Source organism: Paenibacillus sp. J53TS2, assembly GCF_018403305.1.
GTDB classification, from domain to species: domain Bacteria; phylum Bacillota; class Bacilli; order Paenibacillales; family Paenibacillaceae; genus Fontibacillus; species Fontibacillus rhizolycopersici.
Genome location: NZ_BOSK01000006.1, coordinates 273,786 through 287,419, shown reverse-complemented (window position 1 = coordinate 287,419; position 13,634 = coordinate 273,786). Strand labels below are relative to the sequence as shown.

At 52.4% G+C, this 13,634-nt stretch carries 11 protein-coding genes and 1 tRNA gene; 1 reads left to right on the top strand and 11 read right to left on the bottom strand.

Annotated features, from left to right (window positions below; genetic code table 11):
• Positions 1-140: 140 nt before the first annotated feature.
• The 6 genes from lonB to KJS42_RS15485 form a co-directional block, all read right to left on the bottom strand.
• Positions 141-1,859, bottom strand: a complete 1,719-nt coding sequence (lonB, locus tag KJS42_RS15510; RefSeq protein WP_155608618.1) for an ATP-dependent protease LonB — start codon at positions 1,857-1,859, stop codon at positions 141-143.
• Between the two features lie 339 nt (positions 1,860-2,198).
• On the bottom strand, positions 2,199-3,320 hold the full coding sequence (gene ispG, locus KJS42_RS15505) for a flavodoxin-dependent (E)-4-hydroxy-3-methylbut-2-enyl-diphosphate synthase (RefSeq protein WP_155608617.1): 1,122 nt from the start codon (positions 3,318-3,320) through the stop codon (positions 2,199-2,201).
• Between the two features lie 123 nt (positions 3,321-3,443).
• Positions 3,444-4,700 carry an ATP-dependent protease ATP-binding subunit ClpX gene (gene clpX, locus KJS42_RS15500; protein WP_155608616.1) on the bottom strand — a complete coding sequence of 419 codons (1,257 nt, stop codon included), beginning with the start codon at positions 4,698-4,700 and terminating at the stop codon, positions 3,444-3,446.
• A gap of 12 nt (positions 4,701-4,712) precedes the next feature.
• Positions 4,713-5,303, bottom strand: a complete 591-nt coding sequence (clpP, locus tag KJS42_RS15495; RefSeq protein WP_155608615.1) for an ATP-dependent Clp endopeptidase proteolytic subunit ClpP — start codon at positions 5,301-5,303, stop codon at positions 4,713-4,715.
• Positions 5,304-5,558: 255 nt separating this feature from the next.
• On the bottom strand, positions 5,559-6,980 hold the full coding sequence (gene tig, locus KJS42_RS15490) for a trigger factor (protein ID WP_213623360.1): 1,422 nt from the start codon (positions 6,978-6,980) through the stop codon (positions 5,559-5,561).
• A 249-nt stretch (positions 6,981-7,229) separates the two neighbouring features.
• The gene (locus KJS42_RS15485; RefSeq protein ID WP_213623359.1) at positions 7,230-8,174 is read right to left on the bottom strand and encodes a hypothetical protein; all 945 of its coding nucleotides are present in this window, start codon (positions 8,172-8,174) and stop codon (positions 7,230-7,232) included.
• A 187-nt stretch (positions 8,175-8,361) separates the two neighbouring features.
• On the opposite strand from KJS42_RS15485, the gene KJS42_RS15480 reads away from it, so the two are divergent.
• Positions 8,362-8,435, top strand: a tRNA-Arg gene (locus KJS42_RS15480).
• 891 nt (positions 8,436-9,326) lie between these two features.
• On the opposite strand, the gene KJS42_RS15475 is transcribed toward KJS42_RS15480, so the two are convergent.
• The 5 genes from KJS42_RS15475 to KJS42_RS15460 all read right to left on the bottom strand — a co-directional run bounded on the left by KJS42_RS15475 (position 9,327) and on the right by KJS42_RS15460 (position 13,617).
• Complete coding sequence (locus tag KJS42_RS15475; protein WP_213623358.1) at positions 9,327-10,148, bottom strand: alpha/beta fold hydrolase; 822 nt, start codon at positions 10,146-10,148, stop codon at positions 9,327-9,329.
• Positions 10,149-10,282: 134 nt separating this feature from the next.
• Positions 10,283-10,414, bottom strand: a complete 132-nt coding sequence (locus KJS42_RS23295; protein ID WP_280516409.1) for a hypothetical protein — start codon at positions 10,412-10,414, stop codon at positions 10,283-10,285.
• 202 nt (positions 10,415-10,616) lie between these two features.
• Entirely contained in the window at positions 10,617-11,567 is a 951-nt protein-coding gene (locus tag KJS42_RS15470) for an L-lactate dehydrogenase (RefSeq protein ID WP_213623357.1), read from the bottom strand.
• A gap of 133 nt (positions 11,568-11,700) precedes the next feature.
• Positions 11,701-12,600 carry a nickel transporter permease gene (gene nikC, locus KJS42_RS15465; protein ID WP_155606325.1) on the bottom strand — a complete coding sequence of 300 codons (900 nt, stop codon included), beginning with the start codon at positions 12,598-12,600 and terminating at the stop codon, positions 11,701-11,703.
• A 12-nt stretch (positions 12,601-12,612) separates the two neighbouring features.
• Positions 12,613-13,617, bottom strand: a complete 1,005-nt coding sequence (locus KJS42_RS15460; protein ID WP_193418108.1) for an ABC transporter permease — start codon at positions 13,615-13,617, stop codon at positions 12,613-12,615.
• Positions 13,618-13,634 lie beyond the last annotated feature (17 nt).

Here is a 13,634-nt window from a genome sequence, read left to right as displayed (position 1 = left end):
CACCTCCAAACGTTCTCTGTTGATATCATTGCTATTTTAGCAAATGTTACATAAAAACACCAACGAGGAGCGGCCGCTTCAGGCAGCCGCCCCCCGGAAAGCAAACGAGCCGGACGTTATCGAATTCGTATCTTCCCCGGTTACATCGCCCCGCCTTGCGAAGGAGACTCCGCATGCAGGAAAGGCGCAGGTGCGGTTGCCGGGGCAAACAACTCTCCGCCAATCGGCAGCTCGAGGTTCTTCTCCGCTTCGGGACCAAAGACATGGCGGAACACATCTCCTAATGTCTCGACGGCAATGACCTGCAGCCCTTCCAACCCTTCGAATAACGTTTGCCAGTTGTCCTTCGGAATCAACACTGTAGTCGCGCCTGCCTGAAACGCCGCCTCCACCTTAGCCACAACGCCGCCAACCGGCTTCACTTTGCCGTGGATCCCCAGCTCGCCGGTCATGGCGATCTGATGGTTCACCGGGACTTGCTTGATCGCCGACGCAATGGCGGTGGCAATGGCGAGCCCGGCGGACGGACCGTCGATTGGGGTTCCGCCCGGAAAGTTGATATGAAGGTGATAGTTCGATGGGTTCAGGCCGATCCGCTGCAGAACGGTCAGAACGTTCTCCACCGACCCTTTCGCCATACTCTTGCGGCGTAACGTACGGCTGCCTCCGCCAATTTCCTCTTCGTCCACAACGCCGGTAATATTGTAAAGGCCTTTGCCCTTTTCAGCCGGAACGGCCGTCGCTTCGATCTCTAGCAACGTGCCCATGTTCGCGCCGTACACGGCCAGTCCGTTGACGACGCCAACCGCAGGTTGTGCCGGAATTTTGCGGTCCGGGCGCGGCGCAAGCTGGCTGCTTGTTGCCACCCACTCCAGATCCGACGCCATCAGATGGTCGCGCTTTTCGGTGAGGGCAAGGCCAGCGGCCAATTGGACCATATTAACGGCTTCGCGGCCGTTGGTCGCATATTTCTTGATGACCTCCACTGCTTCCGGACAAGGCTGGAAGCCAATCCGCTTCACGGCATCCTCGGCGATTTGGGCAATTTCCTCCGGCAGCAACGGGCGGAAATAGATTTCCATGCACCGCGAACGCAGGGCAGCCGGAATCTCTTGCGGTGAACGGGTTGTCGCCCCTACCAGACGGAAATCAGCAGGCAACCCATTTTGGAAAATATCGTGGATATACGCCGGCGTATTTGCATCTTCAGAGTTATAATACGCACTCTCCAGAAACACCTTGCGGTCCTCCAAGACCTTCAACAGTTTATTCATTTGAATCGAATGCAATTCGCCGATTTCATCGATAAACAAAATGCCACCATGGGCTTTCGTGACCGCACCGGGTTTAGGCTGCGGAATGCCGGCAACGCCCATGGCCCCCGCCCCTTGGTAAATCGGATCATGCACCGAACCGATCAACGGGTCAGCGATGCCGCGTTCATCAAATCGTGCGATGGTTGCGTCGATTTCCATGAATTTGGCATCGGTTTTAAACGGAGAGACCGGATTTTTCTTGGCCTCCTCCATCACGACGCGTGCCGCTGCTGTTTTACCTACGCCTGGCGGCCCGTAAATGATCACATGCTGCGGGTTGGCGCTGCAAAGCGCCGCTTTAAGCGCTCGCAAACCGTCCTTCTGCCCAACGATGTCGTTCATCGAGGCTGGACGGGTTCGCTCCGCAAGCGGCTTGGTGAGCGAGACGGCCCGAAGCTTGCGCAATTTTTCCATTTCCTTGCGCGATTCCCGGTCCACCGCGAGTCGATTCCCTTTTTGACTACGCAGTTGATTCCAGAAATAAAGCCCGATGACTACGGCAAAGAACATTTGGACCGCCATCAGGATAACATTAAAATCCATACGCGTTACGCCTCCCACACTTATACTGCTTGTTCAAGAAGTCGGACGACTTTTTGAACAACCTCTTGGACTGATACTTGGTAGTATAGCCTTTTCGCTCCAAGGTAAAACAAGGATTTTCAAGTGGGAATATTCTAGAGTTTATCCAACTCGTATTGAAGCAGGGAGGAGAGGCTTGAGTCAAAGAAATGTTGTATTTACTGCAACATTTCTTTGAGTTTTCACCGTAGGGTCGTGGAATGTTGTAAAAACTACATCATTTGCTCTCATTTTCCTTGCTTGACATACAAAAAAACCGCAGCCTGCATCAAGCAGATTGCGGTTTGGGGTAACCTCGAATTAGGACTGGACGTGAGCCCGGTGTTCCTTGCGTCCCGGAATTTCACCGGTCGCCTCGTACACCTCAACGATATGATCGATCTCTTTCTTCAACTCGTTCAGCAACTCGGCTTCCGGCACCTTGCGAATCATTTCTCCGTAGCGGAACAGCAGCCCTTCCCCGCGTGCGCCGGCTATGCCGATATCCGCTTCGCGTGCTTCCCCGGGGCCGTTGACGGCGCAACCGAGTACAGATACCTTGATCGGTACCTTCAGGTTCGAGATATAAGCTTCAACCTCATTGGCGATCGAGAACAGGTCGATATCCAGGCGCCCGCAGGTTGGGCAAGAAACGAGCGTCGCAGCGTTGGTGATCAGCCCAAACGTCTTCAATAGCTCGCGCGCTACCTTCACTTCCTCTACCGGGTCGGCGCTTAGCGAGATACGTACCGTCGAGCCAAGGCCCATCGACAAGAGGGCACCGATACCAGCTGCGCTCTTAACCGTACCGGAGAACAAGGTACCGGCTTCTGTAATACCCAGATGCAGCGGGTAAGGAATCACCTCAGCCGCTTTGGTGTAGGCTGCGATTGCCATCGGGACATCCGAAGCCTTCAGCGATACGATAATATCATGGAAGTCCAGCTCCTCCAGAATGCCAATATGGAACAAAGCGCTCTCCACCATCGCTTCCGGGGTCGGATAACCGTATTTCTCAAGCAAATGGTTCTCCAGCGAGCCGGCGTTTACCCCGATTCGAATCGGGATGCCGCGTTCCTTACAAGCTTTAACAACGGCCTCAACCTTCTCTCGGCGGCCGATGTTGCCCGGATTAATCCGGACCTTGTCGATGCCGTTTTCGATTGCCAGCAGCGCCAGCTTGTAGTTGAAGTGAATGTCCGCAACCAGAGGGATATGAATCCGTTTCTTGATTTCCTTGATCGCCGCAGCCGCTTCCTCATTGTTCACCGTCACGCGTACCAGCTGGCAACCCGCTTCCTCCAACCGGAGGATTTCCGCGACTGTCGCTTCAACGTCCGCTGTTTTCGTCGTACACATGCTTTGAATGATAACTTCGTTGCTGCCGCCGATCGTCAGATTCCCGACTTTGACCGGCCGCGTATCTTGTCTCAAGAATGTCATGTCTGGTCTCTCCCATAACGATCAAAGCTCCACCCCCGCAGGAGCCGCGCTTTCTGAGGGCACGACAACCGCAAAGGTGGAGAACCTTGACCTTAATTTTAGCGTGAACAAACGGTTTCCCGCTTACGCGCTTTCTTCTTGTTTTTTGTTTGGCTTAGCAGCCAATTCAGGAACGGTTTTCTCCTGAACGACCTTCTCGGTGATGACGCAGTCGGAAATATCGTCGCGGGACGGTACTTCATACATCACGTCAAGCATAATGCCCTCAATGATTGCACGAAGACCACGCGCCCCGGTATTACGCTTAATCGCTTCCTGAGCGATCGCTTCCAGCGCCTTCGGTTCAAACTGCAGGTTGACGTTGTCCAGCTCGAGCAGCTTCTGGTATTGCTTCACCAGCGCATTCTTCGGTTCGGACAAAATGCGAACCAGCGTCTTCTCATCCAGCGGCTCGAGGGTCGAGATGACCGGCAAACGGCCTACGAATTCCGGGATCAACCCGAATTTCAGCAGGTCTTCCGGCAATACCATCGACAGATATTCGCCCGGTTTAAGATCCTTTTGCCCATCGCTGACCGCATTAAAGCCAATGACTTTCTTGCCGATCCGGCGTTTGATCATTTGCTCCAGACCATCAAACGCGCCGCCGCAAATGAACAAAATATTCGTCGTATCGATTTGGATAAATTCCTGATGCGGATGTTTACGTCCGCCTTGAGGCGGAACGGAAGCGACCGTACCTTCCAGAATTTTCAGCAGCGCCTGCTGCACGCCTTCGCCGGAAACGTCGCGGGTAATCGAAGGATTCTCCGATTTACGCGCCACTTTATCGATTTCGTCGATGTAAATGATGCCGCGTTCCGCTTTTTCCACATCATAATCAGCAGCTTGAATCAGCTTCAGGAGGATATTCTCGACGTCTTCGCCGACATAGCCGGCTTCGGTCAAGGAAGTCGCATCTGCGATCGCGAACGGTACATTCAGGATTTTCGCCATCGTTTGGGCAAGGAGGGTTTTCCCCGAACCCGTAGGACCGAGCAGCAAAATGTTACTCTTCTGCAGCTCGACATCCTCGATCTTGCTTTGCGTGTTCACCCGCTTGTAGTGGTTGTAAACCGCAACGGACAGCGATTTCTTCGCTTGCTCCTGGCCGATGACGTACTGGTCCAAAATATCGCGGATTTCCTTGGGCTTCGGAATTTCCTTGAGATCCAGTTCTTCCTCGTGGCCAAGCTCTTCTTCCACGATTTCCGTGCACAGCTCAATGCATTCGTCGCATATATAAACGCCGGGTCCGGCAACAAGCTTGCGTACCTGTTCTTGCGATTTGCCGCAGAACGAGCATTTCAGTTGTCCTTTTTCATCGTTAAACTTAAACATGTAAACACCCCTTTATAGATTAGTGGGCTTGGAGATAACCTTGTCGATAATCCCGTAGTCCTTGGCTTCATCCGCGCTCATGAAGAAGTCGCGGTCCGTATCGCGCTCGATTTTTTCAAGGGGTTGACCCGTACGATCTACATAGATCTGGTTCAGTTTTTGTCTCGTCTTGATGATCCAGTCGGCATGAATTTTAATATCCGTTGCCTGACCGCGAACGCCGCCAAGCGGCTGGTGGATCATCACTTCGCTGTTTGGAAGCGCGAAACGCTTACCCGGGGCCCCCGCCGTCAGCAGCAGCGATCCCATACTGGCCGCCATACCCACGCAGATGGTGGACACATCAGGTTTGATAAACTGCATCGTATCATATATACCCATCCCCGCGGTAACGGAACCACCCGGAGAATTGATGTACAGGTGAATATCTTTCTCAGGATCTTCGGCCGCCAAAAACAACAGTTGGGCAATCACGAGATTGGCAACTTCATCATCAATAGCGTTGCTGAGAAAAATAATGCGATCTTTAAGGAGTCTTGAATAGATGTCGTACGACCGTTCTCCTCGATTCGTTTGTTCTACGACCATAGGTACCAGACTCATGCGACCAACCTCTTTTCCTTATCAATTTCCCTTACACTTACGTAAAACATTCTATCATGTTCGAAGCCCCATGTCATTTTTCGCCCCGTACAGTTTATGTTTGTTTTTACACATTATATAACCTAAGGCTTGTCCCGTGCGTAATGGAAATAAATGTATCGTTCGGAGATGAAAAATTAAGGCACGCATTTTATCATACGTGCCCTAACTTTTATCGTGATGTATTCAAAGAAGCGGGTTCAAGGCTAGAGTGAATTACTCTTCGTCTTGGGCTTCTTCGGCTTCGGTTTTGTCGGCGTCTGCTTTCGATTCAGCTTTCGTCGATTTCTTCGTCGTTTTCTTTGCAGCCGGTTTAGCTTCTTTAGACTTTGCTTCCGCTTGCTCGGCTGGAACTTCTTTGCTGTTCTCCAGCAAGAACTCGATCGTCTTGCGGATCAGAATTTCCTCGTTCAAGCTTCCCAAAGAACCATTCGCCGCCAAGATGTTGCGGATTTCTTCCGGCGTACGCTTGTAAGCTTCCGCCATATCGTTCAGTTCTTTGTTGATTTCGTCTTGAGTCACTTCGATCTTCTCAGCCTTCGCAATCGCTTCAAGCACCAGGTTGTTGCGAACGCGTTTCTCGGCATCTCCCTGCATTTGTCCTCTGAGGTCATCCACCGTTTGGCCGGAGAAGCCCAGGAACATGTCCAGGTTCATGCCTTGCGAGCGAAGACGGTTGTCGAAGTCGCGAACCATGTTATCCACTTCGCCATTGATCATGGCTTCCGGAATTTCCACTTCCGCATTCTCGCCGATTTTATCAACGAGTGCCCCTTCACGGGTTGACTTCGCTTCTTGCTCTTTGCGGGAGCTCAGTTGTTTCTTCAGGTCTTCCTTGAACTCAGCAAGCGTATCGAATTCGCTAACGTCTTTCGCGAACTCATCGTCCAGTTCAGGCAGTTGTTTGCGTTTGATTTCATGCACTTTCACTTTGAACACGGCTTCTTTGCCAGCCAGTTCTTCGGCATGGTACGTGTCCGGGAAAGTGACTGTTACGTCCTTAAAGTCGCCGGTAGCCAGACCTACCACTTGTTCCTCAAACCCAGGAATAAACGTGTTGCTTCCGAGTTCCAAGGAATAACGTTCTGCTTGACCGCCTTCGAAAGGCACACCGTCTACGGAACCGTCAAAGTCGATAACAACCGTATCCCCGTTTTGGGCCGGTTCTTCGTCAACCACAACAAGCTCTGCATGACGTTGTTGCAGACGCTCCAGTTCACTGTTGAGTTCGTCTTCGCTGACTTCAACGGTAACGGCAGGAACTTCTACGCCTTTGTAATCGCCAAGTTTCACTTCAGGTTTAACTGTGATTTTTGCTTTGAACTTGAAAGGTTGTCCTTTAGCAAATTGCTCAACGTCCACTTCAGGACGATCCACCGGGAAAATATCCGTTTGATCTACAGCTTCGCTGTACACTTCAGGCAGCAAGATGTCGATGGCATCTTGATACAAGCTTTCCACGCCAAAACGCGCTTCAAAAATCGGCCGAGGCACTTTACCCTTACGGAAGCCAGGTACGTTCGCTCTCTTTGCTACCTTTTGAAAAGCTTTATCCAGTGCGGCGGCTACACGGTCCGCCTCCACTTCAACCTCGAGTACGCCGAGGTTCTTCTCTATTTTTTCCCAAGTTGCTTTCATTTTATGCCTTCCCCTCCAAATTTCACATATACTTTAAATACTGAAACCGAATCGCGAATAAAGCAGCTATTTCGAGGCATCTTGCATTAGGGTTCCAGTATAGCTGTCTCTATGAGCACGATCAGAATAACCATTATATTATAAACAACAAAACATCTTTTTACAAGAGCCGATCCTCAGCCAGGTATTGGGCGCGGCAAACGGATTTTTACAAGCTTCATAGAATGATCCTCTTTCTTGTCCCACCCGCTACATTCCGCGAAGCCGTCCCGAAGCGACGAATTTGCCGAGCAACCGGCAGATCTGCTCATACCGAAGCCGCAGCCCATCGGTAATCCCGTACATGGCGCGAATTTCCTCATCAGTTTGGCTGCCGGACAAGCTATCCGCTACCATTTGATGTAATGCCGCCGCCCAAATATCGATCACCGAATCTTCCTCGCTTAGGAGCGAACGATAATCCACCGTTCCGTATAAAGCCATGACGAACTGCGACCATAACTCTTGGGCGAAATAAAAAAGAGTCGGATCATGAACCTGCGTCAGATCTCCTACGCGGTCCAATACGGACTGCACGGCAGGGGGGAAATCCTCCGGTTTAAGCGGGACGGCTTCGATCTCCACCTCCACCCGCTCGCCTCCGCGCGTAAATACCAGCGTCCCTGTCGTTCCACTGCGTCGCAGCGTTTGCAGCACCCGGTATTGGAGTAGCGGATGAAGCTCCTCCCGGGTAATCCATCCGATCAGCGCATCGTCAACTTCTGGCCGATCCAGGTAAGCGAGTTGTTCAAGAGCCAGAAACGTCTGTTCCGATAGCGGTTTGTCCCTCACGGTATGTAATAATTTGTCCGCATAACCCGCATCTTCAGCCAGTTTGGCCTCTGCGAGCCGGCGTGCCAACATTTCTTCGGTTTCGTCTTCATCCTCGAGACCCTGCGAATCCGTCATGCCGTTCTTCAGCGCGGGAAATGCGCCAATCAGCCAGTCAAGCAAAGCCTGCCATTCCTCGTAATGCCGTGGATCCTCACCCTGGCACTGAAGCAGGAACTGCAGAAGTTCAACGGCCTCCCCGTATCTTTCCGTCTCCAGCATGCGGGTCAATTCGATCTGATAGTAATCCAGTGTTTTTGGAAACAAGACGATGTTGTCTTTCTCATCGGGTCGTAAACTGCTGATAAGGGCACCTCCTTTCATCCGAATAGCAATTAATTGAGATTATAGCATAGTCCCCGGCGAAGACAAAAACCTTATGTCTGAGCGGGTAGCCCTGGCGCTTAGATCATGCGTCTGTTGCGCTCCTGCCAATTTTATCTTATGGATCTTGATCCTGTACACCTCATATGATATAATATTTTTTGCTTGTGTTTTTCATATTGAAGATGTCCCAGTAGCTCAGCTGGATAGAGCAACGGCCTTCTAAGCCGTCGGTCGGGGGTTCGAATCCCTCCTGGGACGTAACAAAAAACACTCTCCATTAGGAGAGTGTTTTTGCATTCACAGGTTGGGATGAGAACCCCCGGTGGGGGTTCGTCGAAGCGAAGCCGCCCGCCCAAGCGGGGCGGTTGAGCGGAGTCTCGAGCGCTGCGAGAGTACACCTCCTGGGACGTAACAAAAAACACTCTCCTAAATGGAGAGTGTTTTTGCGTTCACAGGTTGGGATGAGAACCCCCGGTGGGGGGGTGTCGAAGCGAAGCCGCCCGCCCAAGCGGGGCGGTTGAGCGGAGTCTCGAGCGCTGCGAGAGTACCCCGACTGGTACAAAAAGAGCACCCATATGGGTGCTCTTTTTGGATATATCCCAGGTTGGGATGAGAACCCCTAAGGGTTCGTCGAAGCCTGGTCGTTGCTGCCGCCGAAATCTATTCGAAATTTCGATTATATTCAGATCAAAACGGCAGATATCGTGAATTCTATACGAAATTTCATATAGATTTTGGGCTTTTAGCCTCCGCCAGGTCAAATATGTATGAAAAATCAGCTATAATTCGCCAAAAACTCTGGAATCCGCGGATTCTATTCGATTTTTCGCATACATTTCATGCGAACGCCGCCACCCTGGCCCAACTCCCCGTCCCCGCGCCGTTTCCGACACAAAGAAAGAGCCGTTTACTAGCTAATCCCCTTTATTCTCGTTCGGATTCACCCTCTGCAAATGCTCGACCGACTGCCGGATTCATTCACGCCACACGTCCACATCGATATTGGCGACTTTTCTTCAGGCAGGATCATCCGGCGCGAGTTAAAGGCTTGGTCTTGAACTCATACGTTCCGGAACACCTCCACCAAATTTCACCCGGGTCAGTCAAAATCGTATTCTAGTCTGCCTACCACAACCCGATCTCAACTCATCATTCCTTATCCCAAGCTTCTTCAACCCGATCCAGCCACTCGTTCACCAACACGTTAAACGCATTTTCCTGATCGATCTGTAGGTTGTGTCCCGCCCGATCCATGACGGCAAACGTACCGCGTGGATACTGCTCCAATAATTGAAGCGCATCGGCATACCCAACCGTCGCATCCTGCTTGCCGAGCAAGAATAACGAAGGAGCTGCAAACGCCTCCTGATCGATGGAAAAAGAAAACCCATACCGCTTCCGAATCTTGTCCAAAAAAGCCGCATCCGCCAGACGGCACCCGGGGACGATCTCCTCGGCATACCTTTCCCAAGCGCGTCGGTCTAAAACAACCCCCATCGAGCGAAAATCCGCGTACTCCTCGGGTTGTAGTTCGGCAATTAGCATCGGGTCCTCGTAAAATACTGTATGCGGTGGTAACGCGCGCTCCTTGTCCGGTACAACCATAGGGCAAATCAACGCCGCACCCTCGACTCGCTGAGACCGACGGGCAATGATCCCTCTTGTCAAATACCCACCGTATGACTCGCCGGCTACCGCGAAGTTCGATTCGGGGATCAGCTTGTCGATCAGTTCCAGCACGGCGTCCAGCATCCCGTCCGTACTCTCGATATCCGCATAATTGCGTGAGCGCCCCATCCCCGGTAAATCAAGGTAGATCCGCCGCCAACCTTCACGCTTCTCGAACACCGGCTCCATACAGCCGCTCATCAGCCGATGATCGGGTGTGAAACCGTGAATCATCACGATCGGGCGCCCCGAACCCTTCTCTTCATAATAAAGTTCTGCTTGGCTTACCTTGCAAAATGGCATATGAATACCCTCCCTATGCTTAACTTCTCTCATCATAAACCGAATGTATGTTCCTGTAAAGTCCTAAACATTCCATTATCATCCACCAAAGCCAGGAATGAGCTCGTCGTTTAACCGACTGTCCCCCCCCCTCTTCACCGGGCCTCCTTCGCCAATCTAACCGGGTTCACCGAGAAGAAGCGCAGCGTGTCGTAAAATCCCTCCACAAAAATGCCGATCGCCTGGCTGGCCGCATCGTCCCCGAGCTCCGCCAGAATGGATATCACGATGTCCCCCGTCGTTTCCGGGACCTCCTTCAGCTTTTTTTCTACTATATAATGAAGAAGCCTTCCGGCAGAACCTCCTTGAGGATGATCTAACGCTCCTTCCCGGAACTTACATGATGAAGGTACACACCTCTTCAGAAAAAAAGAGCACCGATCCGTTCGGATCGATGCTCAGAGGCTGCCAATTACCTGCAGCCGCAGATTAAGCGTGGAGACTGGCGATCGCCGTCTTCATAATCCCGCAGGAATGCGCGAATTTGCGCTGTTCCTCCCAAGTCAAGTTCAACTCCAGTACCTCTTCGATCCCACCATCGCCAATGATGGCGGGCACCCCGGCGCAGACGCCCGTCTGCCCGTACTCTCCCTCCAATACAGCGGAGACGGCGATGATCTTATGCTCATCATTCAGTATGGATCGCACGATGTAGGCCAGCGCATTGCCGATCCCGAACTGCGTATTGCCCTTGCGCGTAAATATTTCCCAGCCTGCGTCCTTGGTCTTCTGCGCAATTTCGTCCAAATCGACGTGGCGGAACCGCTCCTTGTGCTGCTCCAGAATGTGCAACAGCGGCTTCCCACCTATCGTGACATGTGACCAGGCGACAAACTGCGATTCGCCGTGCTCGCCCATCGCGTACCCGTTAACGCTGCGCGGGTCGATCGAAAACACCTCCGACAGCAGCGTTTTCAGCCGGGCTGAATCGATCGAGGTGCCGGTGCCGATCACTCGATTCCTCGGGAACCCGGATACCTCGCGCACGATGTACGTGACGATATCGACCGGATTTGCGGCTACAACAAATACCCCGTCAAACCCTCCGCCGACAATGCGACTGACGATATCCCGCGTGATTTTTTCCGCCTCTTCCAAGACGTCCAGTCTCGTTTGCCCTGGCTTCGGATTCGCCCCCGCTGTCAGTACAACCACATCCATATCGCGGCAATCTTCCAGCCGGCCGGCCGAAACTTTCGTGCGAGCTTGCGTAAAATCCATGCAATGCGATAAATCCAGCGCATGCGCCTCCGCGCGATCATACGTCCGATCAATCATCATGATCTCGTCGCAGACCGATTGGTTGATCATGGAATAAGCGCAAGCCGTTCCGACCAGACCGGATCCGACAATCGTCACTTTTCTAGCTTTTCTGGCCATCCCGCCGCCTCCTCATCCTTGCCACTCTCTTTAGCTTACGCCTAAATTATACCCGCAAACTCATACTCCGTATATTAGGCACAGCACACAAAAAAACTGCCGGGAAACCTCCCGGCAGTCGATTCTTAACAACTTAACTCTTCATCCGAGGATCCAGTGCGTCGCGCAAACCGTCGCCCATCAGGTTAAACGCAAGTACAGTCAGCATGATCGAAACCCCCGGGAATACGACCGTCCACGGAGCGGTGGCGATAAACTGACGCGAGTCGGACAGCATTTTGCCCCATTCCGGTGTAGGCGGCTGCGCGCCTAGACCGAGGAAGCCAAGGGCGGCTGCTTCGATGATCGCTGTGGCGATACCTAAAGTGCCCTGTACGATAATCGGCGTCAAGCTGTTGGGCAGGATGTGCCGCAGCAAAATCGCGCTGTTCTTCATCCCGATTGCACGAGCGGCGGTAATATACTCTTCATTTTTCAAACTCAATACCTTCGCCCGAACTAGCCGGCCATAGGTCGGAATGTTAACGATAGCGATGGCGAGCAGCGCATTCTGCAGAGACGGGCCAAGAATGGCCACGATCGCGATCGCCAGCAAAATGCTTGGGAACGCCAGCAAAATATCGAATAAGCGCGAGATCACCATATCGATCCATTTGCCATAGAATCCCGCCAAAATGCCGAACAGCGTCCCCAGAATAATCGATCCCACCACGGAAAACGTCCCCACCCACAAGGAGATGCGGGCGCCGTATAGCACGCGGGTAAACAAATCCCGCCCGAGATCGTCTGTCCCGAACCAATGGGCCGAGGACGGAGCCTTCAATCGATCACGTAGTGCCTGCGTATCGTATTCATAAGGGGCGATGACCGGGGCCAGTAGCGCGATTAAGATGAAGAAGCCGATCATGATGAGGCCCACCATCGCGATTTTATTCTTGCGGAACGCTCTCCACGCATCGCGCCAAGGTCCGGAAACCTTCTCGGCCGGGATGGAGGTAGTTCCGTTAGATGTTGCCGTAGTTGCTTGTGCCATGGTTTCCCTCCTTTACCGGTAACGGATGCGCGGATCCACCGCCGCATACAGCAAATCCACAATCAGATTAATGACGACGAACAGAAAGGCAATAATCAGGATGCCGGACTGAATGACCGGATAATCACGCGAGCTGATTGCCTCGTAAATGTACCGTCCTACGCCCGGCCAGGCGAAAATCGTTTCGGTCAGAACCGCGCCGCCAAGCAGCGCACCTGTTTGTAGACCGATGACCGTCAGCACGGGAATAAAGGCATTTTTCAAAGCATGCTTATAAACGACGATGAATTGCGACAACCCTTTGGCTTTAGCCGTACGAACGAAATCCGAGTTCATGACTTCGAGCATGCTGGATCGCGTCATTCGGGCGATGACCGCCATCGGAATCGTACCCAGAGCCACACTTGGCAAAATCAAATGCTTGCACACCGTCCATAACTGATCCCATCGACCCGCGATGAGGCTGTCGATCAGATATAGATTGGTGACGGCTTCTACCGGATCCCGTTGATTCATGCGCCCGATCGAAGGCAGCCAATGGAGCTTGAGCGAGAAGATCCACTGTTCCATCAACCCTAGCCAGAAGATCGGCATCGACACCCCGATGAGCGCGATCAGCATGCAGATGTAATCGAACCAAGAGTTTTGCTTCCAGGCGCTGATAATGCCGGCGTTCACGCCGAAGAAAATCGCAAACGCCATGGCCGCCACGGTCAATTCTGCCGTTGCCGCCAGATACGGAGTGATCTCTTGGGCAATCGGCACTCTTGTGCGGATCGATTGCCCCAGATCCCCTTTCAGCAAATCCCCCATGTACGCGAAATACTGCTGATACCACGGATTGTTCAGGCCAAGCTGCTCGCGAAGCGCCTCTTTGGACTGCTCGGTCGCTTTCTGACCCAGAATCGTTTCCGCAGGATCACCGGGAATCGCATGGATAATGGAAAATACGATAATCGTCATGCCGATCAGGACAGGAACCATGATGAGGATTCGTTTCAATACATAAGCTTTCAAGATGAGGTTCACCTGCC